The 26,820-nt window shown below is 74.5% G+C and carries 3 protein-coding genes; all 3 read left to right on the forward strand.

What is annotated here, in order from left to right; all coding sequences use genetic code 11:
• The first annotated feature begins 111 nt into the window (after nucleotides 1–111).
• From P696_RS0100825 to P696_RS42320, 3 genes are read left to right on the forward strand one after another with little or no spacing between them, the layout of a single operon-like run.
• A complete protein-coding gene (locus tag P696_RS0100825; RefSeq protein WP_034482679.1) occupies nucleotides 112–5,079 on the forward strand; it encodes a non-ribosomal peptide synthetase in 4,968 nt (1,655 codons plus the stop codon).
• The gene (locus P696_RS0100830) at nucleotides 5,076–25,463 is read left to right on the forward strand and encodes a non-ribosomal peptide synthetase (RefSeq protein WP_026410862.1); all 20,388 of its coding nucleotides are present in this window, start codon (nucleotides 5,076–5,078) and stop codon (nucleotides 25,461–25,463) included. Before P696_RS0100825 ends, P696_RS0100830 begins: the two co-directional genes overlap by 4 nt.
• On the forward strand, nucleotides 25,460–26,800 hold the full coding sequence (locus tag P696_RS42320) for an MFS transporter (protein WP_064743834.1): 1,341 nt from the start codon (nucleotides 25,460–25,462) through the stop codon (nucleotides 26,798–26,800). Before P696_RS0100830 ends, P696_RS42320 begins: the two co-directional genes overlap by 4 nt.
• The last annotated feature ends 20 nt before the right edge of the window (nucleotides 26,801–26,820 follow it).

Here is a 26,820-nt window from a genome sequence, read left to right on the forward strand (position 1 = left end):
CTCCGCCCGTTCCCCTTTCCCCGCACGCCCCGTCCCTTCGGCGCCCGACCGCCGGGCGTCCGTTCCGTCCTGCCCGCTTTCCGCCTGCCCGCCTTCCGCCTGGGAGTCTCAATGTCCTTCGTGCCGGGCCCGCCCGGGGAGACCGCCACCGTTCCCGCCCTCATCGCCCGCAGGGCGGCCGAGTCGCCCGGCGCGGTCGCCGTCGTGGACGGGGCGGGCGAGCTGACCTACGCCGAGCTCGACGCGCGGGCCGACGGGCTCGCGCACCGCCTGCGCGGGCTTGGGGCGGGACGGGGCGCGCGGGTGGGCGTGTGCCTGCCCCGCGGCGCCGATCTGGTCGTCGCGCTGCTCGGCGTGTGGCGGTCGGGGGCGGCGTACGTGCCCCTCGACCCCGGCCATCCGCGGAGCAGGCTCGCGTGGATGATCCGCGACACCGGCGCCGACCTGGTGCTCACCGACGCCACCGGGGGCGCGGGTGCGGAGGCCGCACGGGAGGCGGGCGCCCGCGCTGTCGTCATGAGCGATGCCGAGGCGGCCGTCCCGGACGGGGCGACGCTCGAGCCGGTGACCGGGCCCGACATCGCGTATGTGCTCTACACGTCCGGTTCGACCGGCGAGCCCAAGGGCGTGGTGATCGACCATGCCGGGTTCGCGGGCGCGGTCGGCTGGCTGGCGCGCGCGCACGCGTTCTCGCCCGGCGACCGCCTCCTGCACAAGACGGCCATGACGTTCGACGCCGCCCAGCTCGAGGTGTTCGCGCCGCTGGTCGGCGGGGGAACGCTGGTGGCGGCGCCGGACGGGGCCGAGCGCGACCCGGCCGCGCTGCTTCGCGCGATCGCCGCGCACCGGATCACGATCGTCCAGCTGGTGCCGTCCCTGCTGCGCGCGCTGGTGGACGAGCCGGGCTGGGACGGCTGTGCGGACCTCCGGCTTGTCCTGTCGGGCGGCGAGCAGTTGCACGCGGAGCTGGCCCGGCGGCTGCGCGACCGGGTGCCGGTCGAGGTCGTCAACACCTACGGGCCGAGCGAATGTTCGGTGGACGTGACCGCACACCGCTTCGACCCGGCCCAGGTGTCGGGGCCGGTCGCGATCGGCAGGCCCATGCCGGGCATGAGAGTGATCGTGCTGGACGGGGCGGGCCGTCCGGTGCCGCCGGGCGCGCGCGGTGAGCTGCACATCGGCGGGATCGGCGTGGGCCCCGGCTATCTGAACCGTCCGGACCTGACCGCCGAGCGGTACGTGCCCGACCCGTTCGGCCCGCCGGGCTCGCGGCTGTTCCGCACCGGCGACCAGGTCTTCTGGCGCGACGACGGCACGCTGGAGTTCGTCGGCCGCCTCGACCACCAGGTCAAGGTGAACGGCGTCCGCATCGAACCCGGCGAGGTGGAGGCGGCGCTGACGGCCCATCCCCGGGTCGCGCAGGCCGTGGTCGCCCCGTACGAGACCGAGGGGCTCGGCCTCCGCCTGGCCGCCTACGTCCGCCTGACCGCCGACGCCGACTTCGGCCCCGCTGAGCTCGCCGGCGACCTGCGCGACTTCCTCGGCGAACGGCTGCCGGGCACGCACGTTCCGTCGGCGTTCGTCGAGATCGAGTCCTTCCCGCTCAACTCCAGCGGCAAGGTCGACCGCGCGGCGCTGCCCGACCCGGCGAAGGCGGGCGACCTGCCCTGGGCGCCCGACTCGCCGCCACGGACACCGGAGGAACGGCTGGTCGCCGACCTCTGGGAGGAGCTGCTCAAGGTCGAGGGCGTGCGCGCCCGGGATGACTTCTTCCGGCTCGGCGGCACGTCGCTCCAGCTCACCCGGCTGGCCAACCGGCTGCGGACGGCCTCGGGCCGGGACATCCACCTGCCCGGGCTGCTGGCCGCCGCGACCGTCGAGGAGCAGGCCCGCCTGATCGCCCCGCCCTCCGGCGAGAACCCCGAAGAGTCCGGCGACGGGGACGTCGGCGTGGTGCGCGTGCCCGGGGAGAACGGGTTTCCCCTGTCGTTCGGCCAGCGCCGCCTGTGGGTGCTGGACCGGATGAGTCCCGGCGGCTCCGAATGGGTGTCGCCGCTCCTCGTCCGCGTCCCCGACGGGATCCCGGCAGACGCGGTGCGCCGGGCGCTGGACGCGCTGGTGGCCCGGCACGAGACGCTGCGCACCCGGTACGACGTGGTGGACGGTGAGCCCGTCCAGCTCATCGACCCTCCGGGCCCCGCCGAGTTCCGCACGGTGGAGGTCGCGCGCGGGGGTCTCGCGGCCCTGCTCGACGAGGAGTTCGGCCGGGGCTTCGACCTGCGGGACGGCCCGGTCATGCGCGCCGCGCTCGCCGTCCTCCCCGGCGAGCGGGTCCTGGTCGTGACGATGCACCACATCTGCTGCGACGGGTGGTCGGCCGCCATCCTGGAGCGCGAGTTGCGGGTGCTGCTCGGCGAGGGGCCGGGCGTCCTGCCGGAGCTGCCGGTGCGGTACGCCGACCACGCCGTCTGGCAGCGCGGACGGCTGACCGAGGACGCGATCGAGGCCGAGCTCGGCCACTGGCGCCGCGTCCTCGCCGGGTCGTCCCCGCTGTCGCCGCGCCCCGACCGCGCCCGGCCGCCCGTGCGGGACCCGCGCGGCGCCCTCGTGCCGTTCACCGTTCCCCGGGCCGTCGTCGAGGAACTCACCCGCGTCGGACGGCGGAACGACGCGACCCCGTTCATGACGCTGCTCACCGCGTTCGGCGTGCTGCTGGCCCGCCACACCGGCGAGTGGGACGTGCCGGTCGGGACGCCGGTCGCCGGACGGCACCGTCCCGAGGTCGAGGGCGTCGTCGGGTTCTTCCTGAACAGCCTGGTCGTGCGCTGCGCCCTCGGCCCGGAGGCGACCTTCGAGGAGGCGCTGCGACGCGTCCGGGACGCCTGCCGCGACGCCTTCGCCCACCAGGAGCTGCCGTTCGAGCGGCTCGTGGAGGACCTGGCCCCCGACCGCGACCTGTCCCGCACCCCGCTCTACCAGGCGGCCTTCGACCTGCACGACGACGAGCTCACCGCCTCGGCCGGCGGGGACGACCTGGAGGCCTACGTCCGGGCCTGGCGCGTCGCCAAGACCGACCTGACGCTGTTCATGCGCCGCGAGCCCGACGGGACGATGGCCGGGGGCCTGGAGTACGCCACGGCCCTGTACGAGCCGTCGACCGTCGAGCGGATGGCCGGTCGCTTCGGCCTGCTCCTGGAGGCCGTCGCGGCCCGGCCCGACACCCCGGTGGGCGCGCTCGGGCTCCTCCCCGGCGACGAGCTGGAGCGGCTGCTGGCGTGGGGTGAGGGAGTCCCCGTCTCGGAGTCGCCGCTGCCCGGGGCGACGAGGACGGTTCCCGAGGCGGTCGAGGCGCGGGCCGCCGAGTCGCCCGGGACGGTCGCCGTGGCCATGGACGACGGCTCGCTCACCTTCGGGGAGTTGGAGGCCCGCGCCAATCGCCTGGCCTGGTACCTGGCCGGACGGGGTGTGGGCCCGGAGTCGGTGGTGGGGGTGCTGCTGGGTCGGGGTGTCGAGCTGGTGGTGTCGTTGCTGGCGGTGTGGAAGGCGGGGGCGGCGTTCGTGCCGTTGGAGCCGTCCGCTCCGGCTGAGCGGACCGCCGCGATGCTGGCGGACGCCGGTGCCTCGCTGACGCTGACCGAGGCGGTCCTGAACGAGGACTCGGACGAGATCGCTCGCATGCCGGTCGTCCGGCCGGACCGGACCACCGACCCGGACCAGATCGCCTACGTCATCTTCACCTCGGGTTCGACGGGCCGTCCGAAGGGCGTGGCGGTGACGCATCGGGGTCTGGCGAACCATGTGGGCTGGGCTGCTGGCGAGTTGGTGGGTGATTCTGAGGGTGGTGCGCCGGTGTTCTCGTCGGTGGCGTTCGACCTTCAGGTGCCGAACTTGTGGGCTCCGCTGGTGGCGGGTCGTCCGGCGTATCTGTTCCCGCAGGACGGTGACCTCGCCGACCTCGGGAAGTGGCTCGCGGCGTCCGGCCCGTTCGCGTTCATCAAACTCACGCCGTCTCACCTGGAGATCCTCGCCGGTAAGCTCCCGGCGGACGAGCTGCGCGGGCTGGCCGAGAACTTCGTCATCGCGGGTGAGGCGCTGCCGTCGGCACTGGCCGTACCGCTGGCGAGGGTGAACGCGCGGGGACGCCTCCTGAACGAGTACGGGCCGACGGAGGCGTCGGTGGGGACGTGTGTGTTCCCGGTCGTGGGTGCTGTGGCCGGTGAGGTGGTGCCGATCGGCCGTCCGCTGCCGGGGATGACCATGCGCGTCCTGGACGCCGACATGCGCCTCGTCCCCGTGGGAATGGCGGGCGAACTGTTCGTGGGCGGCGTCGGTGTCGCGCGCGGTTATGTGGGTCGTCCCGAGTTGACCGCTGACCGGTTCGTGCCTGATCCGTTCGGTCCGGCCGGTTCGCGTTTGTATCGCACCGGCGATCTGGTGCGCGTGCTCCCCGATGGTTCCGTGGAGTTCCTGGGACGCCTGGACGACCAGGTGAAGATCCGCGGGTACCGGATCGAGCCGGGCGAGGTCCGGACGGTCGTCGCCGCGCACCCGGCGGTGGCCGACGCCGTGGTCGTCGCCCACGACGAAAGGCTCGTCGCCTACGTCGTCCCCGCCGGAGACGTGTCCGGCCTGCGTGAGCACTGCGCGGCGGCGCTGCCGGAGCACATGGTTCCGGCGGTGTTCGTGGAGCTGGCGGCGATCCCGCTGAACGCCAACGGCAAGGTCGACCGCCACGCCCTCCCCGACCCCGGTTCCGGAGCGGGCGAGGACGAGATCGTCGAGCCCCGCACCATCGTCGAGGAACGCATCGCCGAGATCTGGGCCGAGCTCCTCGGCGCCACCGTGAGCGTGCACGCCAACTTCTTCCAGGCCGGCGGGAACTCGATCGTCGCCATCCGGCTGATCGCCGAGATCCAAGAGGCCTTCGACATCGATCTGCAGGTCCGGACCGTCTTCGAGAACCCGACCATCGCGGCGCTGGCACTGGACGTGGAGGCCCGCGTCCGCGCGGAGGTCGCGAGCCTCTCGGACGCCGACCTGCTCGCCGACCCGCTTCCCCTGGAGGGGCAGGACAGATGAGCATCGACGAGAACGCGCCCGACGCCGGAGCGCTCCGCGACGAGCTGATCCGGCGCCGCCTCCGGGGCGCCGGACGCGGCCGGTCCGGGCGCCGGGCCGCGGCGATCGGCCGCGCCGACCGCACCGGCCCCCTGCCGCTGTCGTACGGGCAGCAGCAGATGTGGTTCCTGCACCGGCTGGACCCGGACAGCGCCGAGTACGCCGTCCCGCTGGTGCTGCGGATGCGCGGGCGGGTCGAGCGGGAGCCGCTGGAGCGCGCGTGGCGCGAGATGATCGTCCGGCACGAGATCCTGCGGACCCGCTACGCGATGGCGGGCGCGGCCCCCGTCCAGGTCATCGACGAGCCCCGCGACGTCCCGCCGCTGGACGACGCCGACCTGACCGGCCACCCCGCCGCCGAACGCGAGGCCCTCGCCGACCGGCTCGTCACGAGCGAGACCGGGAAGCCGTTCGATCTCGAACACCGCTGGCCGGTGCGCGGCACGCTCGTGCGCCTCGCGGACGACGACCACGTGCTCGTCGTCGTGTTCCACCACATCGCCTGCGACGCCTGGTCGTGCCAGGTCTTCGGCACCGAGCTGGCCGCGCTCTACCGCGCCTTCGCCTCGGACGAGCCCACGCGGCCGTCCGGAACGTCGGCCGAGCTGCCGGAGCCGTCCGTCCAGTACGCCGACTTCGCGGCCTGGCAGCGCCGGGAACTGGCCGGTGACGCACTGGAAGGCCAGCTCGCCTACTGGCGGGACCGTCTCGCCGGGCTCGCGCCCCTCGACCTCCCCACCGACCGGCCGCGGCCCGCCGTCCGCGAGCACGCGGGTGCCGAGCTGTCGTTCGACGTCCCCGAAGCGCTGGGGGAGCGCGTGCGGGAACTGGCGGCGCGCCACCGGACGACGCCGTTCGTGGTGTTCCTGACCGCCTTCCAGGTGCTGCTGGCCCGTTACACCGGGCGGCAGGACGTCCCCGTGGGAACCGTGGTGTCCGGCAGGACCCGGCCCGAACTCCAGCGCCTCATCGGCTACGGCATCAACACCCTGGTCATGCGGGCGTCCTGGGAGGGCGACCCGTCGTTCGCGGACCTGCTCGACCGCGGCCGGGACATGGTGCTGGACGCCCACGACCACCAGGCCGTGCCGTTCGCCCGCCTGGTGGACGAGCTCCAGCCCGAGCGCGACATGTCGCGGACCCCGCTCTACCAGGCCGCCTTCACCATGCACGGCGAGCGCAACCAGGGCGTCGAGATGCCGGGCGTGCGGGTGGAGGAGTTCGGCTCGGGCTCCGGCCCGGCCAAGTGCGACCTCGAACTCCAGGTCATGGAGGGATCCGGCGGCGCGTTCTCCGCGCGGCTCCGCTACGCCACGTCGCTGTTCGACGCGGCCACGGTCGAGCGGACCGCCCGGCACCTGCGCTCCCTGCTGGAGGCGGCGCTCGACGACCCCGCGACGCCCGCGTCCCGCCTGGAGATCCTGGACGACGCCGAACGGGCGCTCGTCCTCGCCGGACCCGCGGCCCGGCCGCCCGTCACCCGCTGCGCGCACGAGCTGTTCGAGGAGCGCGCCGCCGAGACCCCGGACGCGACCGCCGTCGTCGCAGGCGGCGAGAAACTGACGTACGCGCAGGTCAACGAGCGTGCCAACCGGCTCGCCCACCACCTGCGCTCGCACGGCGTCGGCCCCGAGTCGCTGGTCGGGGTCTGCCTCGAACGCGGCCCGGACCTCATCCCCACCCTGCTCGGCGTCCTGAAGTCGGGCGCGGCCTACGTCCCGCTCGACCCGGTCAACCCTCCGGAACGGCTCGCGGGTGTGGCGGCCGACGCGGGCGTGCGGGTGATCGTGACCCGGCCCGAACTGCTGGAGCTGGCCGGGAAGGTCCACGACGGCACCACCGTCGTGGTCGGACGGGACGACGCGGACGCGCCAGCTACGAACCCGCCGAACCGCTCGGTCCCCGGCAACGCGATCTACGTGATCTACACCTCCGGCTCCACTGGGCGGCCGAAGGGCGTGACGCTCACGCACGCCAACGTCGTGCGGCTGATGACCACCGCCCACGAGCGGTACGGGTTCGGCGCGGCGGACGTCTGGTCGCTGTTCCACTCCTACGCCTTCGACGTGTCGGTCTTCGAGATGTGGGGCGCGCTGATGTCCGGCGGGACGCTCGTCGTGGTGCCCCGCGACGTCACCCGCTCACCGGACGACTTCCTCGACCTGCTCGCCGACAACGGCGTGACGATCCTGAGCCAGACGCCGACGGCGTTCCGCGGGCTCGTCGCGGCGGCCTCCGACGGGGACGGGCGGATCGACCGGCTCGCCCTGCGCGCCGTCGTGTTCGCGGGCGAGCGGCTGGAGACCGCGGAGCTCCGCCCGTGGGCCGACCGGCTCGGCCTGGACGTCCCGGCCCTGGTCAACATGTACGGGATCACCGAGACGACCGTCCACTCGACCTACCACCGGCTCACCGGGGACGACCTCGGCCCCGCGTCCGGCAACCGGGTCGGGGAACCGCTCGCCGACCTCGCGATCCGCCTCCTCGGCCCGCACGGCGACCCGGTGCCGGTCGGCGTCCCGGGGGAGATCCACGTGGCCGGGCCCGGCGTCGCCCGCGGCTACCTGAACCGGCCGGGCCTGACCGCCGAACGGTTCGTGCCCGACCCGTTCGGCCCGCCCGGCTCGCGGATGTACCGCAGCGGCGACAGCGCCCGGCGCACCGCGGACGGCGGCCTGGAGTTCCTCGGCCGCCTGGACGACCAGGTGAAGGTGCGCGGCCACCGCGTCGAGCCGGGCGAGATCGAGGCCGCGCTGTCCGGGCATCCCGGGGTGCGTCAGGCCGTCGTCGTGGTCCGCGACGAGCGGCTCGTCGGCTACCTCGTCCCCGCCGAGGACGGACAGGTCCCCGGTGCGGGCGAGCTGCGCGAACTGCTGGCCCGCACGCTGCCCGACCACATGATCCCCGCGGTGTACGTGCCGCTGGCGGCGATCCCGCTCACGCCCAACGGCAAGCTCGACCGGCGCGCCCTGCCCGAGCCGGACGGATCGGCGGTCCGCGAGCTCGGGGCGCACGTCCCGCCGCGCACGCCCGGCGAGGCCCAGGTGGCGGCCGTGCTGGCGGAGGTCCTCGGTGTCGGGCGCGTCGGCGTCCTGGACGGGTTCTTCGAACTGGGCGGCGACTCGATCAGCGCGGTCGCGCTCGTCGGCGAGCTGCGCGCACGCGGCCTGGACGTCTCGGTCCGGGACGTCTTCGCGCACCGCACGGTCGCCGCGCTCGCGGAGCTGGCCGCCTCCCGCCCCGCGCTCCCGGACCGGGGCGGAGCGCTCGTCCGGCCGTTCGAGATGATCCCCGAGCGCGACCGGGCCGCGCTGCCGGACGGCGTCACCGACGCCTACCCGCTGTCGCAGAACCAGATCGGCATGCTCGTCGAGATGCTGGCCGAGGACGGCCGCAACGCCTACCACAACGTCACCCTCTTCCGGATCAACGACGGCGCTCCCTTCGACGCGGACGCCTTCCTCGCGGCGGGCCGGATCGTCGTCGCGCGCCACGAGGCGCTGCGCACGTCCATCCACCTCACCGGCTACTCGGTGCCGCTGCAGCTCGTGCACGCCACCGCCGAGATGCCGATGGGCGTCCACGACCTCACCGCGCTCCCCGAGGAGGAGACGCGGGCGGCCCTGGCGGAGTTCTCCGCCCGCGAGCGGGCGGCGCTGTTCGACCTCGGGACACCCTCGCTGATGCGCTTCCACGCGCACCTGACCGGCGACGGCGGGTTCTGGATGGCGGTGACCGAGTGCCACCCGATCCTCGAGGGCTGGAGCCACCACTCCCTGCTCATGGAGTTGCTGGACTGCTACCGGGCCATCCGGGACGGCCGGGAGCCCGCGCCCCACGACCCGCCCGCGGTCCGCTTCGCCGACTTCATCGCCGCCGAGCGCGCGTCCCTGGAGTCGGGCGAGGACCGCGACTACTGGGACGGCGTGGTCGAGGGGTACGCCGCGTTCACCCTCCCCGCCGCCTGGTCCGGTGAGCGGCCCCCACCCGAGGGCCCGGACCCCAAGCCGAGCGAGAAGCACCTGGTCGGCATCCCGTGGCACGACCTCGAGGACGGCCTCCGCGCGCTCGCCACCAGCGCCGGAACGTCGCTGAAGAGCGTGCTCGTCGCCGCCTACACCAAGGTCATGGGCCAGCTCACCGAGGAGCCCGCCTTCCACGTCGGGCTGGTCTGCGACGCCCGGCCCGAGGTGCTCGGCGCGGACCGCGTCTACGGCATGTACCTCAACACCCTGCCGTTCGCCGTGGACCGCGGCGCCCGGACGTGGCGGGAGCTCGTCCGCCGCACGTTCGAGCGCGAGGTCGAGCTCTGGCCGCACCGCCGCTTCCCGTTCCCCGAGATCCGGCGGCGGGCCGGAGGACGGCGGCGGCTGATCGACGTCTACTTCAACTACCAGGACTTCCACCAGGTCGACACGGCCCTCGTCGACGACCGGGAGGGCAGCGACGACGCGCCGACCGAGTTCCCGCTCACCATCTCCTCGCGGGTCGGCCACGTCATCCTCACCGCCGACTCGCACCACCTCACGCTCGAGGACACCGACCGGCTCGGCGCGATGTTCCGCGCCGTCCTGGAGGCGATGGCCGCCGCCCCGGACGGCGACGCCGAGCGCACCCTGCTGCCGCCCGGCGAGCGCGACCGGATCCTGGACGGCCTGGCCGCCGGGCCGGACGTCCCGGAGGCGACCGACGCCTGCTCGATGATCGAGGAGCAGGCGGCCCGCACCCCCGAGGCGGTCGCGGTCACCCGCGCGGCGGGGACGGCCGGCGATGCGCCGGTCACCTATGCCGAGTTGTGGGAGCGGAGCGGACGGATCGCGGGTCGGCTGCGCGACCTCGGCGCGGGCCCCGAGACCGTGGTCGGCGTGCTGCTCGGACGCGGCGCGGACCTGATGGCGACCCTGCTGGGAGTGTGGCGGGCGGGCGCGGCGTACGTGCCGATGGACCCGTCCGACCCGGCGGAAAGGCTCGCCCACGTCCTGGCCGACGCGGGCGCTCCGGTCGTGGTGACCGAGCACGCGTACGCCGGACTGCTCGACGGCCGCTTCGGCGGCGTCCGCCTGCTGGTCTCCGACCTGATGGCGTCCGAGGAGGTCGTGTCGGAGCCGGTTCACCGGGATCCGGACTCGACCGCCTACGTGATCTACACGTCCGGGTCGACCGGTCGTCCGAAGGGCGTGCGGGTCACCCACCGGGGCCTGGCCGGATACCTGTCCTGGGCGGCCTCGGAGTACATCGGCCGCGACGGCGGGCCTGGCGCGGGTGTGGCGGGTGGTGCGCCGTTGTTCTCTTCGGTCGCCTTCGACCTGTCGGTCACGACGCTGTTCGCGCCGCTGGTCGCCGGACGGCCCGTCCACATGTTCCCGCAGGACGGCGACCTCGCCGACCTGGGCGGATGGCTTGTCGCGACCGGCCCGTTCGACTTCGTCAAGCTGACCCCGTCCCACCTGGGGATGCTCGACCACCAGCTCGACGGGGACCGGGCCGCCGGGCTCGCCGGGACGCTGGTGGTGGGCGGGGAGGCGCTGCGCGGCCCGGTCGCCGCGCGGTGGTCGGGGCTGCTCGGCGGCGGCCGGGTGGTGAACGAGTACGGCCCGACCGAGATCACCGTCGCCGACGCCGCGTTCACCGTGACCGAGCCGTGCCCGGAGAGCGTGGTGCCCGTCGGGCGCCCGATCCCGGGCACCACCCTGTGCGTCCTGGACGACCTGATGGAGCCCGTCCCGTTCGGCGTCGCCGGTGAGCTGTACGTGGGCGGCGTCGGCGTCGCGCGCGGTTATTCGGGCGATCCGGCGATGACGGCGGAGCGTTTCGTGCCGGACCCGTTCGGGCCGGCCGGGGCGCGCCTGTACGCCACCGGCGACCTCGCGCGGCTGCGTCCGGACGGGAACGCCGAGGTGCTCGGCCGCCGCGACGGCCAGGTGAAGATCCGCGGCCACCGGGTCGAGCCGGGGGAGGTCGCGGCCGTGCTGCGCGAGGCCCCGGGCGTCCGGGACGCGGCGGTCGTCGCCGGGCGGGACGCGTCAGGCGGGCTCCGGCTCGTCGCCTACGTCGTCACCGACCAGGAGGAGCCGGGCGGAGAGCCGCTGGGCCGGGAGGAGGCGGACCGGCTGGCCGTGCACTGCGAGGCCCGGCTTCCCGACCCGATGGTGCCGCGCACGTTCGTGAGGCTCGACCGCGTCCCGCTGACCAGGGCGGGCAAGCTCGACGAGCGCGCCCTGCCCGTCCCCACCGGCGAGGCCGCGGGCGTCGGACGTTCCCATGTCGCGCCGCGCACCCCGCTGGAGGAGCGGGTCGCCGCGCTGTGGGGCGAGGTCCTGGACGTCGGCCGCGTCGGCGTCGAGGACCCGTTCTTCGAGCTGGGCGGCGACTCCATCCGGGCCGTCGTGCTCGCGGCGGCGCTGCGCGCCGACGGGTTCGAGGTCGGCGTCCGGGACGTCATGGAGCACCGGACGGTCGCGGGCCTGTGCGCCCGGCTCGCCGAGCGGTCGGCCGACGGCACGTCCGCCCAGGCGGCGATGCCGTTCGCCCCGGTCGCTCCGTTCGCCCTGATCTCCGAGACCGACCGCGCCCGGCTGCCGCACGGCGTCGTCGACGCCTACCCGCTGTCGCAGAACCAGGCCGGGATGCTCGTCGAGATGCTCGCGGACGACACCCGCAACAGCTACGTGGACGTCACGTCCTTCCGGATCCGCAGCGGCCGTCCGTTCTCCCCGGAGGCGTTCCAGGACGCCCTGGACACCGTCGTGGAGCGGCACGAGGTGCTGCGCTCGTCCATGGACCTGGACGGCCTCTCGGTGCCGATGCAACTGGTCCACGACAGCGCCGACATCCCCTGCGACGTTCGCGACCTGCGCGGGTTGGTCGAGGAGGAGCAACGGGCCGCCCTCGCCGCCTTCGTCGCCGCGGAGCGGTCGCGCGGGTTCGGCGACGACGTCGGCGGGCCGCTGCTGCGCGTCTTCGTCCACCTGCACGACGACGACACCTGGCGCTGCACGTTCGTCAAGAGCCACGCCCTCCTGGACGGATGGAGCTACCACCTGCTCCTCGGCGAGCTGGTCGACGCCTACGAGCGCACGCTCGCCGGACGGCCCGGCGAACCGTCCGGTGAACGGCCCGCCGTGCGGTTCGCCGACGCCGTCGCCGCCGAGCTCGCCGCGCTGGACTCGGCGGAGGACCGCGCCTACTGGAAGCAGATCGTCGGCGGACGCGGCGCGCTCACCCTGCCCGGCGGCTGGCGCGGCGACGACGCCCTCCCGCCGGTCGACATCCGCTCCGGCCTGTCGTTCCGCGACCTGGAGCCGACACTGCGCGCCCGCGCGGCCGAGGCCGGGGTCTCGCTCAAGAGCGTCCTGCTCGCCGCGCACCTGGCCGTGCTGAGCCGGATCACGCCCGAGCCGGAGTTCCACACCGGGCTCGTCACGCACGTCAGGCCGGAGGCCCCGGGCGCCGATCGCGTGCTCGGCATGCTGCTCAACACGCTGCCGTTCCCGATGGACCGGACCGCCCGCACGTGGCGGGAGCTGGCCGGACAGGTCTTCGACCGCGAGGTCGAGCTGTGGCCGCACCGGCACTTCCCGCTCCCCGCGATCCAGCGGGAGCGGGGCGGCGGCCGTGTCGCCGACGTCTTCTTCAGCTACATGGACTTCGACAACGTCGGGTCGGACCTGGCCGAGGACGAGGGCAACGGCATCAACGCCAGCGCGACCGAGTTCCCGCTCGGCGTCACCGTGCTGGGCGGCATCCTCACCCTGCGCACCGACTCCCACACCATGACCCAGGAGAACGCCGACCGGCTGGCGGCCATGTACCGCGCCGCGCTGGAGGCGATCGCCGACGACCTCGACGGGAACCCGCACGCCGTCCCGCTGCCGGAGGACGAGCTGGAGCGGCTGCTGTCGTGGGGCGCGGGGGCTCTCGTTCCGGAGGCGACCACGCCGGAGCGTTCGCGGTCGGTGCCGGAGCTGGTCGAGGCTCAGGCCGCGGTGTCCCCCGGCGCGGTCGCGCTGGTCGCCGGGGGAGCCCCGGTCACCTTCGGGGAGCTGGACGCCCGCGCCAACCGCCTCGCCAGGCACCTCATCGGACGAGGCGTGGGCCCGGAGTCGGTGGTCGGCGTCCTGCTGGGCCGGAGTGCCGACCTGGTGGTCTCCCTGCTGGCGGTGTGGAAGGCGGGGGCGGCGTTCGTGCCGCTGGAGCCCTCCGCTCCGGCGGAGCGGACCGCGTCGATGCTGGCGGACGCCGGCGCCTGCCTGCTGCTGGACGAGGCGTTCCTGAACGAGGAGGCCGAGCACGTCCGGTCCATGGCGTCCAGCAAGCCCGAACGCACTCCGGACCCGGACCGCGCCGCCTACGTGATCTTCACGTCCGGTTCGACGGGGCGTCCGAAGGGCGTGCAGGTGACGCATCGCGGTCTGGCGAACCATGTGGGCTGGGCTGCCGGGGAGTTGATCGGTGAGGCCGACGGGGGCGCGCCGGTGTTCTCGTCGGCGGCGTTCGACCTTCAGGTGCCGAATCTGTGGGCTCCGCTGGTGGCCGGCCGTCCGGCGTATCTGTTCCCGCAGGACGGCGATCTCGCCGACCTCGGGAAGTGGCTCGCGGCGTCCGGCCCGTTCGCGTTCGTCAAGCTGACCCCGTCCCACCTGGAGATGCTCGTCCACCAGATCGACGGTGACCAGGCCCGGAGCCTCACCGCGACGCTCGTCGTCGCTGGCGAGGCGTTCGAGCGGCGGACGCTGGAGGCGTGGCGGGAACTGGCGCCCACCACCCGGATCATCAACGAGTACGGGCCGACGGAGGCGTCGGTGGGGACGTGCGTGTTCCCGGTCGTGGGTGATGTGGCCGGTGAGGTGGTGCCGATCGGCCGTCCGCTGCCCGGGATGACCATGCGCGTCCTGGACGCCGACATGCGTCTGGTCCCCATCGGTGTCACCGGTGAGCTGTTCGTTGGCGGAGTTGGCGTCGCGCGCGGTTACGTAGGCCGTCCTGAGCTGACGGCTGACCGGTTCGTGCCGGATCCCTTCGGCCCGGCCGGATCACGCCTCTACCGCACCGGCGACCTCGTGCGCGTGCTGCCCGATGGTTCCGTCGAGTTCCTGGGACGCCTGGACGACCAGGTGAAGATCCGCGGTTACCGGATCGAGCCCGGCGAGATCCAGGCCCGGATCGCCACCCATCCGGGTGTGGCCGAGGCGGTGGTGATCGCCCGTGACGAGCGCCTGATCGCCTACGTCGTCCCTGCGGGAGACGTGTCCGGCCTGCGTGAGCACTGTGCGGCGGCGTTGCCGGAGCACATGGTTCCGGCGGTGTTCGTGGAGTTGGCGGCAATCCCGCTGAATGCCAACGGCAAGGTCGACCGCCGCGCCCTCCCCGACCCGGGGGAGACGCAGGAGGACGAAGGCTTCCTCGCCCCGCGCACCCCCGCCGAGGAACGCGTCGCGGCGGTCTTCGGCGAGGCGCTCGGCCGCGCCCGCGTCGGCGCGCACGACGCCTTCTTCGAGATCGGCGGGGACTCGATCAGCGCCATCGTCGTGGTCGGCACCCTGCGCGACGAGGGCTACGACGTCTCCGTCCGCGACCTCTTCGCGGCCCCCACCGTCGCCGGGCTGGCCGAGGCCGCGACGGGACGCGACGCCCTCGCCGAAGCCCGGCGTGCCGTCGAGCCGTTCGAACTCCTCACACCCGCCGACCGGGCCGCGCTGCCCGCCGGGGTCGCCGACGCCTATCCGATGTCGCAGGCCCAGATCGGCATGCTCGTGGAGATGATGGGCGGCGAGGGCCACTACCTGAGCTTCGCCGCCTACAGGATCCCCGACCCGCGGCCCTTCGACGAGAACGCGCTGCGCGCCGCCGCCCAGACCGTCGTCCGGCGGCACGACGTGCTGCGCTCCTCCCTCGACCTCGGCTCGTACTCGGTCCCGATGCAGGTCGTCCACGAGACCGTCGAGGTCCCGGTGAGCGCCCGCGACCTGCGGGACCTGCCCGAGGGCGAGCGCGAGCCCGCGCTCATGGACCTGCTCGCGGCGGCGCGGGACGAGCCGTTCGACCTGGCCGTGGCGCCGCTGCTGCGCCTGGCCGCGTTCGTGGCCGACGACGACGGCTGGTGGCTGGCCGTCGCCCGCCCGCACGCCGTCACCGAGGGCTGGAGCCACAACTCGCTGCTCGCGGAGCTGCTGGACTGCTACCGCCGCACCAGGGACGGCCTCGAACCCGCGCCCTACGAGGCGCCACCCGTGCGCTTCGCGGACTTCATCGCCGCCGAGCTGGCCTCACTCGACTCCGAGGAGGACCGCGCCTACTGGCGGGAGGTCGTCGACGGCCACGCGCCGGTCACCCTGCCCGAGGGCTGGGGCGAGGCCGGGACCGGGCCGGGCGAGCCCTACGACGTCCGGGTGGAGCTGGGAGATCTCGAGGGGCCCCTCAACGTCCTCGCCGCGCGGGCCCGCGTCTCGATGAAGAGCGTCCTGCTCGCCGCGCACGTGAAGGTGATGAGCGGGCTGACCGACGCCGCCGCGTTCCACGTCGGGCTGATCTGCGACGCCCGCCCCGAGATCCTCGGCGCCGACCGGGTGTACGGGATGCACCTCAACACGGTGCCGTTCGGCATGAGGCGCACCGCCCGCACCTGGCTCGACCTCGTCCGGCAGGTCTTCGACCGCGAGGCCGGGCTGTGGCCGCACCGCCGCCACCCGATGCCCGCGATCCAGCGGGAGTGGGGCGGCGGACGCCTGGTCGAGGTGGTCTTCAACTACTTCGACTTCGGCCGGGCGAACGCGTCCGGGGAGGGCGGCGGCGCCGACCTGCGGCTCGGTGACTCGCGCACCGAGTTCGGGCTGACCGTGCACTGCCGTCCGGACCGGCTCAGCCTCAGCACCGACACGAGCGTGCTCACCCGCGCCAACGGCGAGCGGCTGGCCGGGATGTACCGGGCCGTCCTGGCGGCGATGGCCGCCGACGCCGACGGGGACGCCCGCGCCGCCTGCCTGGAGCCGGGGGAGCGGTCCCTGCTGCTCACCGAGCTGACCGCGACCGCCGCCGAACCCGAGACGATCCGCGTCCGGACCGAGTTCGAGCGGCACGCCGCCGAGACCCCGGACGCCGTCGCCGTCGTCGCGGACGGCGAGGCGCTCACCTACGCCGAGCTGAACGCGCGCGCCGACCGGCTCGCGCACCGGCTCCGGGCGCTGGACGTCGGCCCGGAGACGCTGGTCGGCATCTGCGCGGGCCGGTCGCCGGAGCTGATCCTCGGCGTGCTCGCGGTCTTCAAGGCGGGCGGCGCCTACCTGCCGCTCGACCCGGAGTCACCGCCCGAGCGGCTCGCCCACATCGCGGCGGACGCGGGCCTGGACACCGTCCTCACCTGCCGTGACCTCCTGGAGGTCGCACCCACCGACGGGCGCGCCACGATCCTGCTGGACGACCCCGACCAGTGGCCGGAGCCGTCCGCGAACGCCCTCCCCGCGGCCGATCCCGACCAGGATCACGACCACCTGGCGTACGTCATCTACACCTCGGGGTCCACCGGCAGGCCGAAGGGCGCCATGGTGACCGGGCGCGGGATGGGCAACCACCTGCTCGCCAAGATCGAGGACCTCGATCTGACCGCCGCCGACTCCGTCGTCCTGAACGCCTCGCCCGCCTTCGACATCTCGGTGTGGCAGATGCTGGCCGCCCTGGTCGCCGGCGGCGGCGTCCGGGTGGTGGACGGGCCGACCGCGCTCGACCCGGAGGGCCTGTTCGCGCTGGTCGCCGCCGACCGCGTCACCGTCCTGGAGGTCGTCCCGTCGCTGCTGCGCGCGGCGCTCGACACCTGGGACGGCGGCGTCGCCGCTCCCGCCCTGCCCGACCTGCGGTGGCTCGTGGTGACCGGCGAGGCCCTGCCGCCGGAGCTGTGCGCCCGCTGGTCGGCCCGCTTCCCCGGGATCCCGGTGGTGAACGCCTACGGGCCGACCGAGTGCTCCGACGACGTCACGCACGCCGTGATCACCGCCGAGGACGGCGCGTCCACCGAGACGCGGGTGCCGATCGGCCGTCCGGTCCGCAACACCGGGCTGTACGTCCTGGACGAGTGGCTGCAGCCCGTCCCGGTCGGTGTCCCCGGCGAGCTGTGCGTCGGCGGCTCCGGGGTGGGACGCGGCTACCGGGGCCGCGCCGACCTCACCGCGGCGGCGTTCGTGCCCGACCCCCACGGTCCCGCCGGAGCCCGCCTGTACCGCACCGGCGACCGCGCGCGCTGGCTGCCGGACGGCTCGCTGGACTTCCTGGGCCGCCTGGACGACCAGGTGAAGGTCCACGGCCACCGGATCGAGCTCGGCGAGATCGAGGCCGCGCTCGCCGCCGCTCCCGGGGTCCGGCAGCCCGTGGTGGTCGTCCGCGACGAGCGCCTGATCGCCTATCTGGTCCCGGAGGACGGCGCCCGCCCCGCCCCGGCCGGCCTGCGCTCGGAGCTGGCCCGCACGCTGCCCGACTACATGGTGCCCGCGGCGTTCGTCGCGCTGGAGCGGCTGCCGCTGAGCTCCAACGGCAAACTCGACCGGCGTTCCCTGCCCGTCCCCGGCGAGGCCGACTTCGCCCGCGGCGAGCACGTGGCCCCGCGCACCCCGCTGGAGCGGCGCGTGGCCGAGGCGTGGCGGCGTGCCCTGGACGCCGAGCGGGTGGGCGTCGACGACGGGTTCTTCGACCTCGGCGGCGACTCGATCCGCGCGGTCGCGCTGGTCGGCGCGCTGCGGGCCGAGGGCCTGGACGTCGCCGTCCGGGACGTCCTCGAACACCGCACGGTGGCCCGGCTCTGCGCGGTGCTCGCGGGCCGGGAGCGGCTCACCGGCGACGACCGCGCCCTGGTGGAGCCGTTCCAGCTGATCTCCGAGGAGGACCGCGCCGCGCTGCCGGAGGGCGTCGTCGACGCCTATCCGCTGACCCGCAACCAGACCGGCATGCTCGTCGAGATGCTCGCCGACGGCGGCCACAGGGCGTACCACATCGTCAACACCTTCCGGATCCTCGACGAACGCCCGGTCGACGTGGACGCGCTCGCCGAGGCCGCGCGCACGCTCGTGGCGCGGCACGAGATCCTGCGCACCTCGATCCACCTCACCGGGTACTCGGCGCCGATGCAGCTGGTCCACGACCCGCGCGGCGCGGCCGGCGTCCGGGTCGGGACGCGGGACCTGCGGGACGTGCCCGATGTGACCGGCGCGGCGGGCGAGCGGATCCTGCGGGAGTTCGTCGCCGCCGAACGGGCCGACGCGTTCGACCTGGAGACCGCGCCGCTGCTGCGGATGTTCGCCCACCAGGAGAGCGACGAGGCCTGGTGGCTGACGTTCACCCAGGCGCACCTGATCACCGAGGGGTGGAGCTACCACCTGCTGCTGATGGAGCTGCTGGAGGTCTACCACCGGGTCAGGGACGGCCTCGAACCCGAGCCGTACGCGGCGCCCGCCGTGCGCTTCGCCGACGCCGTCGCGGCCGAGCTGACGTCGCTGGAGTCGGCCGAGGACCGCGGCTACTGGCGGCGGATCACCTCCGACTACGCGCCGCTGGCGCTGCCCGCGAGCTGGGCGACGTCCGCGTCCCCGACGGCGTCCGGGACGGCCGGGACCGAGGCCCGGGTCGAGCCGGTGTACGCCCAGGTGCCGTTCGAGGATCTCGGCGACGGCCTGCGAGCCCTCGCCTCGTCCACCGGGGTCTCGTTGAAGGCCGTGCTGCTGTCCGCCCACCTCAAGGTGATGAGCCAGATCACCGACGCGCGGGCGTTCCACACCGGCCTGGTCTGCGACACCCGGCCCGAGGAGCTCGGCGCGGACCGGGTCTACGGCATGTACCTCAACACCGTCCCGTTCGCGACGGACCGGGGGGCCCGGACGTGGGGCGACCTCGTCCGGCGGACCTTCGACCGCGAGGTCGAGCTGTGGCCGCACCGCCGCTACCCGATGCCCGACATCCAGCGGGAGTGGGGCGGCGGGCGCCTGGTCAACGTGTACTTCAACTACCTGGACTTCCACCAGGTCGACACCGACGCCGTCGACACCGGCCGCCGCATCAGCAACGCGCCGGTCGAGTCGGGGATCGGGCTGACCGTCCACAACCGCGGCGACCGCCTCTACCTGAGCACCCACACCGGGGCGATCGGGGGCGCCGCCGCCGAACGCCTCGCCGGGATGTACCGCGCCGTGCTGGAGGACATGGCCGCCGGTCCGGACGGCGACGCGCTCGCCATGTACGCGCCCGGCGGCGACGCCGACGACCGGGCCGAGCACGCGCCCGAGGCCACCGTCGGAGCCTGCCTCCACGAGCTGTTCGCCGAGCAGGCGGCGCGCGCGCCCGGCGGCGCGGCCGTCACCGCGGGCGGGGTGACCCTCACCTACGCCGAGGTGGACGAGCGCGCCGAGCGGCTCGCCCGCCGCCTGCGGGCCCTCGGGGCCGGACCCGAGCGGCTCGTGGGCGTCTGCCTCGGCCGCGGCCCGGACCTGCTGCCGACGCTGCTCGGCGTCCTGAAGTCCGGGGCGGGATACCTCCCGCTCGACCCGGGCAACCCGGCCGACCGGCTCCGCTACATCGTCGAGGACGCGGGCGCGGACCTGCTGGTCACCGACGACGCACGCACCGGGCTCGCACGGACGATCCACGGCGGGCCGATGATCGTCCTCGACGCCCCGGAGGAGGCCGCCGTGCTCGCCGGTGAGGCCGAGGACGGGCAGGACGGCGCTGCCGCGCCCGCGCCGACGATCGTGCCCGGCAACCTCGCCTACACCATCTACACGTCCGGATCGACGGGCCGTCCCAAGGGCGTCGCGGTCACGCACGCCAACGTCGTCCGGCTCATGACGACCGCGCAGGAGCACTACGCCTTCGACGACTCCGACGTGGTCTCCATGTCCCACTCCTACGCCTTCGACGTTTCGGTGTTCGAGATGTGGGCGGCGCTGCTGAACGGCGGACGGCTGGTGCTGGTGCCCACGGAGGTGTCCCGCTCGCCCGAGGACCTCCTCGACCTGCTGGTCGAGGAGGAGGTCACCGTGCTGTCGCAGACCCCGACCGCGTTCCGCTCCCTGGTGAGCGCGGCGGCGTCCGGCGACCCGCGGATCAGGCGGCTCTCCCTGCGCGCGGTCGTGTTCGCGGGGGAGCGGCTCGACATCCCCGAGCTGCGGCCCTGGGCGGAACGCTGCGGCCTGGCCCGCACCGCGCTGGTCAACATGTACGGGATCACCGAGACCACCGTCCACACGACCTACCACCGGATCACCAGGCGCGACCTGGACCCGGAGGCGGGCAACGGGGTCGGCCGCCCGCTCAGCGACCTGCGCGTCCACCTGCTGGACGCGGAGGGCAACCGGGTGCCGAACGGGGTGGCGGGCGAGATCCACGTGTCGGGTCCGGGCGTGGCCCGCGGCTACCTCGGCCGTCCCGGCCTCACCGCCGAACGGTTCCTGCCCGACCCCTTCGGCCCGCCCGGGGCGCGGATGTACCGCAGCGGCGACCTGGCGATCCGCCGGGACGACGGCACGCTGGAGTTCGCCGGACGCATCGACGACCAGGTCAAGATCCGCGGGTTCCGGGTCGAGCTCGGCGAGATCGAGGCCGCCCTCGCCGCCGACCCGGCGGTCGAGCACGCCGTGGTGCTGCTGCGCGACGACGGGCGCGGCGAGCCCGCCCTGGTCGGCTACCTCGTCCCGGCGGACGGGGAACGGCCCGACGCCGCCGTCCTGCGGGACCGGCTGGCCGGGACCCTGCCCGAGTACATGGTGCCCGCGGTGTTCGTCGCGCTGGACCGGATCCCGCTCACGCCCAACGGCAAGCTCGACAAGCGCGCGCTCCCGGCCCCCGGGGCCGCCGCGCTGCGGGCCCGGCGGGCCTACGTCGCCCCGCGCACCGCGCTCGAACAGCGGATCGCGACGGTCTGGTCCGCGGTGCTGGGGGTGGAGGGCGTCGGCGTCGAGGACGGCTTCTTCGACCTCGGCGGCGACTCGATCCGCGCGGTGTCGCTGGTCGGCGCGCTGCGGGCGGGCGGACTGGACGTCGGCGTCCCGGACGTCCTGTCCCGCCGGACCGTCGCCGGGCTCGCCGAGGCGCTGGCGGACCGCGCCGAGATCCACGAGTCGGAGGCCAGGGTCGCCCCGTTCGAGCTCATCGCCGAACGGGACCGTGAGCGGCTGCCCGCGGACGTCGTCGACGCCTACCCGCTCACCCAGGGGCAGGCCGGGATGCTCGTCGAGACGCTCTCCGGCACCGGCCGCCCGAACTACCACATCGTCAAGACCGTGGGCTTCTCGGCGGCCGAGCCGTTCGACGAGGACGCCCTGCGCAGGGCGATGGACGAGCTGGTGGCCCGGCACGAGATCCTGCGCACCTCGATCGACCTGGAGCGCTACTCCGAGCCGCTGCAGCTCGTCCACCGCGAGGCGCGGATCCGGCTGCGCGTGGTGGACGCCCGCGACCTGGACGCGGACGCCGAGGGACCGGCGCTCGCCGCGCACCTGGACGCGGAGGCCGACGCCCCCCTGGACCACCGGACGGCCCCGCTGATGCGGCTGACCGTCCACCGGCTGGCGGGCGGACGCTGGCAGGTGACCTTCGCCCAGTCCCACGTCATCCTGGACGGCTGGAGCTTCTACCTCCTGCGCACCCAGGCGCTCGACCTCTTCCGCGCCTACCGCGACGGCCGCGAGCCCGAGCCCCACACCGCCCCCGACGTGCGGTTCGCCGACTTCGTCGCGGCCGAGCGCGCCGCCCTGTCCGGCGACGGCGACCGCGACTTCTGGCGGTCGGCGCTGGACGGCGCCGCGAAGTTCACCTTCCCGGACGGCTGGGGCGCGGTCTCGTCCGGCCCCGGCGAGGTCCACCTCCATCAGGTCCACTTCGACGATCTGATGGAGGGGATCGACGAGCTGGCGCGCAGCGCCGACGTGCCGATCAAGAGCGTGCTGCTGGCCGCGCACCTGAAGGTCCTGAGCCAGCTCACGCACGAGCGGGCGTTCGTCACCGGCCTGATGTGCCACTCGCGGGCCCAGGTGATCGACGCGGACCGGGTCGCGGGCATGAGCCTCAATGCCCTCCCGGTCGTCATGACCCGGGACTCCGGCAGCTGGCGGGACCTGGTCGCCCGGGTCTTCGCCACCGAGGCCCGGATCTGGGAGCACCGGCACCTGCCGATGTCGGCGATCCAGCACGACCTGGCCGGGGGCGAACGCCTCATCGACGTCTACTTCAGCTACATCGACTTCGACCAGCCCGAGGAGGGACCGGTCGACCGCAGGCTCGACTTCTGCTTCAGCACCAACGAGTTCCCGCTGACCGTCGCCGTGCAGGCGGCCCGGCTCACCTTCCACACCAACTCCAGGGTGCTGTCGGAGGAGAACGCCGGGCGGCTCGCCGCGATGTACCGGGCCGTGCTCGCCACGATGGCCGCCGACCCGGACGGCGACTCCCGGCAGGTCTGCCTACCCGAGGGCGAGGGCGAGACGCTCCGGCGCGCCGCGACCGGGCCGGAGGCCGTCCACGGGACGCGCACCGTGCCCGAACGGATCGCCGACCAGGCCGTCCGCACGCCGGACGCGGTCGCGGTCGTCTGCGGCGAGGACGTGCTCACCTGCGCGGGGCTCGTCGAGCGGGCCGACACCGTCACCGCCCGGCTGCGGGACCTCGGCGCGGGCCCCGGCGACGTCGTGGGCGTCCTGCTCGACCGGAGCGTGGACCTGATCTCCGGCCTGCTGGGCGTGTGGCGATCCGGAGCCGCCTACCTGCCGCTCGACCCGACCCACCCCGCCGCGCGGCTGGGCGAGGCCCTCACCGACGCGGGCGCGGTGGCGCTGCTGACCCGGGACGGCCTCGGCCTCGCCGAACCGCTCGGCGAGGTCTTCGGCGGCGCCGTCCTCACCGTGGAACGGCTCGAGGACGCCCCGGCACCGGTGCCGCACCCGCCCGCGTGTCCGCACCCGGACGAGGCGGCGTACGTGATCTACACGTCGGGCTCGACGGGACGGCCCAAGGGCGTCCAGGTGACCCACGGCGCGCTGGCCAACCACGTCGGCTGGGCCGCTGCGGAGCTCGCCGAACGCGGGCCCGGCGGTTCGGCGGTCTTCTCGTCCGTGGCGTTCGACCTGGTCGTGCCCAACCTGTGGGCGCCGCTCATGACCGGGCGGCCGGTGCGCCTGCTGCCGCCCGACCTGGAGCTGACCGGACTCGGCGAGGAACTCGTGCGGCACGCCCCGTTCGCCTTCCTCAAGCTCACCCCCGGCCACCTGGAGATCCTGTCCCGGCAGGTGACGCCCGAGCAGGCCGCAGGCCTCGCCGGGGTGGTCGTCGTGGCGGGCGAGGCGCTGCCCGCCGGGCTCGCCGGGCAGTGGCTCGACCGGCTCGGACCGGGACGGCTCGTGAACGAGTACGGACCGACCGAGACCGCGGTCGGCGCGACCGTCCACCCGGTGACCGCGCCCGCGGACGGCGAGGTGGTGCCGATCGGAGCGCCGCTGCCCGGCGTCCGCACGCACACCCTCGACGAGAACCTGTGCGAGGTGCCGATCGGTGTCGCGGGCGAGCTGTTCGTCGGGGGCGCGGGCGTCGCGCGCGGCTACCTGGACCGGCCCGCGCTGACCGCGGAGCGGTTCGTGCCCGATCCGTTCGGCCCCCCGGGATCGCGGCTGTACCGGACGGGCGACCTGGTCCGGGTGCGGCCGGACGGAGCCACCGAGTTCCTCGGACGGCTGGACCACCAGGTCAAGATCCGCGGACACCGGGTCGAGCCCGGCGCCGTCGCCGCACTGCTCACCGCCCATCCCGCGGTCCGGGAGACGGCCGTGGTCGCGGACCGCACCGAGGCGGGCGACGTCCGGCTGGTGGCCTACGTCGTCCCAGCCGACGCTGTCCCGGGCGACGGGCCCGACGGGGGCGAGGCCGAACTCGCCGCGTACTGCGCGGCCGAGCTGCCCGCGCACATGGTCCCGGCGGTCTTCGTCCGGCTGGACGCCCTGCCGCTCAACGCCAACGGCAAACTCGACCGGGCGGCGCTGCCCGCGACCGGGACGCGTCCGGACCGGCCCCACGCCGAGCCCGCGACGCCGACCGAACGCGGCCTGGCCGACATCTGGAGCCGCGCGCTGAAGGTCGAGCGGGTCGGCCGGGACGACGGGTTCTTCGAGCTCGGCGGGCACTCCATCCTCCTCATCCAGGTCGTCCTGGAGGCGGTGCAGGCCGGGCTGCCGGTGACGCTGCTGATGTTCTACCAGCACGAGACCCTCCGCGACCTCGCCGCGGCGATCGACGCGGCCGAACCACTCCCCGAACCCCAACCCGAACCCCAACCCGAACCCCAACCCGAACCGCGGAAGGCGGCGGCGTCCGTTCCGAGCCCCACGGAGGCGGAACCGCTTCAGGACGGGGTGCCGGGGCTCAGCGCCGCGATCATCCGCGACGGCGAGGTGGTCGCCCTGGAGACGCGCGGCGTGCTCGTGGCGGGCGGGAACGACCCCGTCACCCCGGACACCTGCTTCCAGGTCGGTTCGATGAGCAAGCACGTCACGGCGTTCGCCGTGCTCCGCCTGGTCGACCAAGGCGTCCTGGGCCTCGACGAGGACGTCGCGGCCCACCTCACCGCCTGGCGCGTTCCGGACGGGGCGCGCGTCACCGTCCGGCACCTCCTCGCGCACCTGTCGGGGCTCGCGCCCAACCCGGGCAAGGGGTACCCGCGCGGGGGGCCGGTCCCGACGGTGACGGACGTGCTGCACGGCCGCCCGCCCGCGACCAACCCGCCAGTGACGATGGACCTCGAGCCGGGGACGGTCTTCCGGAAGGCCAACGTGCACTACTCGGTCCTCCAGCAGGTCATGACCGACGCCACCGGCCGGGCGTTCCCGGACCTGATGCGCGACCTGGTCCTCGGCCCGGTCGGGATGACCGGGAGCGGCTTCGAGCACTCCTTCCCCGAGGAACCGGGCCGCCGGGCCGCGCGCGGGCACGACGAGACCGGCGCGCCGGTCGAGGGCGGCTGGCTCCTCCGCCCGGACATGGCCGCGGCCGGGCTCTGGACGACCGCGGCGGACATGGCCCGGTTCGCGCTGGAGGTCCGCCGCTCGCACCTCGGCCGTCCGCTGGCGCTGCTGTCGGCGGAGAACGCGAGGCAGATGCTCACCGCGCAGCACGACGGCCCGTTCTACGGCCTCGGAACGGTCGTGGATCCGGGGGGAGGGGATCCGGGGTTCGGGCACGGCGGCGAGCCGGTCGGCTACCACGCCCTCACGATGCTGCGGCTCGGCGCGGGCACCGGGGCCGTCGTCCTCACCAACGGCTCGTCCGGCCGGGACGCGGTGCGCGCGCTGCTGGCCGGAGTCGACGCCATGGGCGGGGTGATCGCGTGAGCGAGATCGTCGAAGAGGTCGCCGCGCCGGACGAGCCGACCGAGCCCACCGCGCCGCTGCGGCGCAATCGCGACTTCCTCATGCTGTGGTTCGGCGCGGGGTTGTCGATGCTCGGCGGGCGCATCAGCGTGGTCGCCTACCCGCTGGTGATGATCTGGCAGGGCGGCTCGACGGCGGGCGCGGGCCTGGTGGGCTTCGCGGCGCTGCTGCCGACGCTGCTCGTCCAGCTGCCCGCGGGCGTGCTGGTGGACCGCTGGGACCGGCGGCGGCTGATGATCTGGTGCGACGTGGCCGGGTTCGCCGCCATGGGCAGCGTCGGCGTCGCGCTGCTGTACGGGCACGTCTGGCTGCCGCACCTGATGGCCGCCGCGTTCGTCGAGGGCGCGGCGACGATCTTCTACCGGCTGGCCGAGCGGGCCGCCGTCCGCAACGTCGTGCATCCCCGGCACCTGCCCGCCGCGCTGGCGCAGAACGAGGCGCGCGGACGGGCCTTCGGGCTGATCGGCGGCCCCTCGGGCAGCTCGCTGTTCGCGCTCGTCCGGTGGTCCCCGTTCGTCGTGACCGCGGCCGGGCACGCGCTGGCGTTCGTCATGCTGCTGCTGATCAGGCGCGACTTCCAGACCGAGCGGCAGGACGAGCCGCGCCGGCTCCAGACCGAGATCCGCGAGGGGATCGGCTGGCTGGTGCGGCAGCGGTTCCTGCGGGCGGCCGTGGTCCTGGTCGCCGCGACCAACATCCTCTTCCAGGTCCTGAGCCTGGCGCTGGTGGTCATCGTCAAGGAGAGCGGCGGCTCGCCCGCCGCGGTCGGCGTCATCAGCGTCGTGTCGGGGGTCGGCGGCGTCCTCGGGGCCCTGTCGGGTTCGTGGTGGGTGAAGCGGCTGCCGCTGGCGACCATCATCACCCTGTCGTTCGCGGCCTGGACCGTCCTGATGCCGGCGGTCGCGCTGACCGACGACCTGGTCCTGCTCGGCCTGCTGTTCGCCGGGATGACGTTCTGCGGCGCGGTGATGAACGTGACCGCGGGCGTCTACCAGGTGCGGATCACCCCGGACGCCATGCAGGGCCGGATCAGCAGCGTCGTGCTGCTGGTCACCTCGGGCGCCAACTCGTTCGGGGTCATGGGCGCGGGCTTCCTGCTGAGCGGGTTCGGCTCCACCGCGACGCTCGCGGGCGTGGGCGTCGTGATGCTCCTCATCACGATCACGGCGGCCGTCAGCCCGGCCGTCCGCAGCGGCAACCGGATCCGCCTGACCGACGACCCGGCGGACGGCCCGGACGGACTGGACGGCCTGGACCGTCCGGACGGCCGGGATAGCCGGGATAGCGAAGAAATATAGGCGTCCGGCGCACGCTGGAG

The organism is Actinomadura oligospora ATCC 43269 (assembly GCF_000518265.1).
Classification (GTDB): domain Bacteria; phylum Actinomycetota; class Actinomycetes; order Streptosporangiales; family Streptosporangiaceae; genus Spirillospora; species Spirillospora oligospora.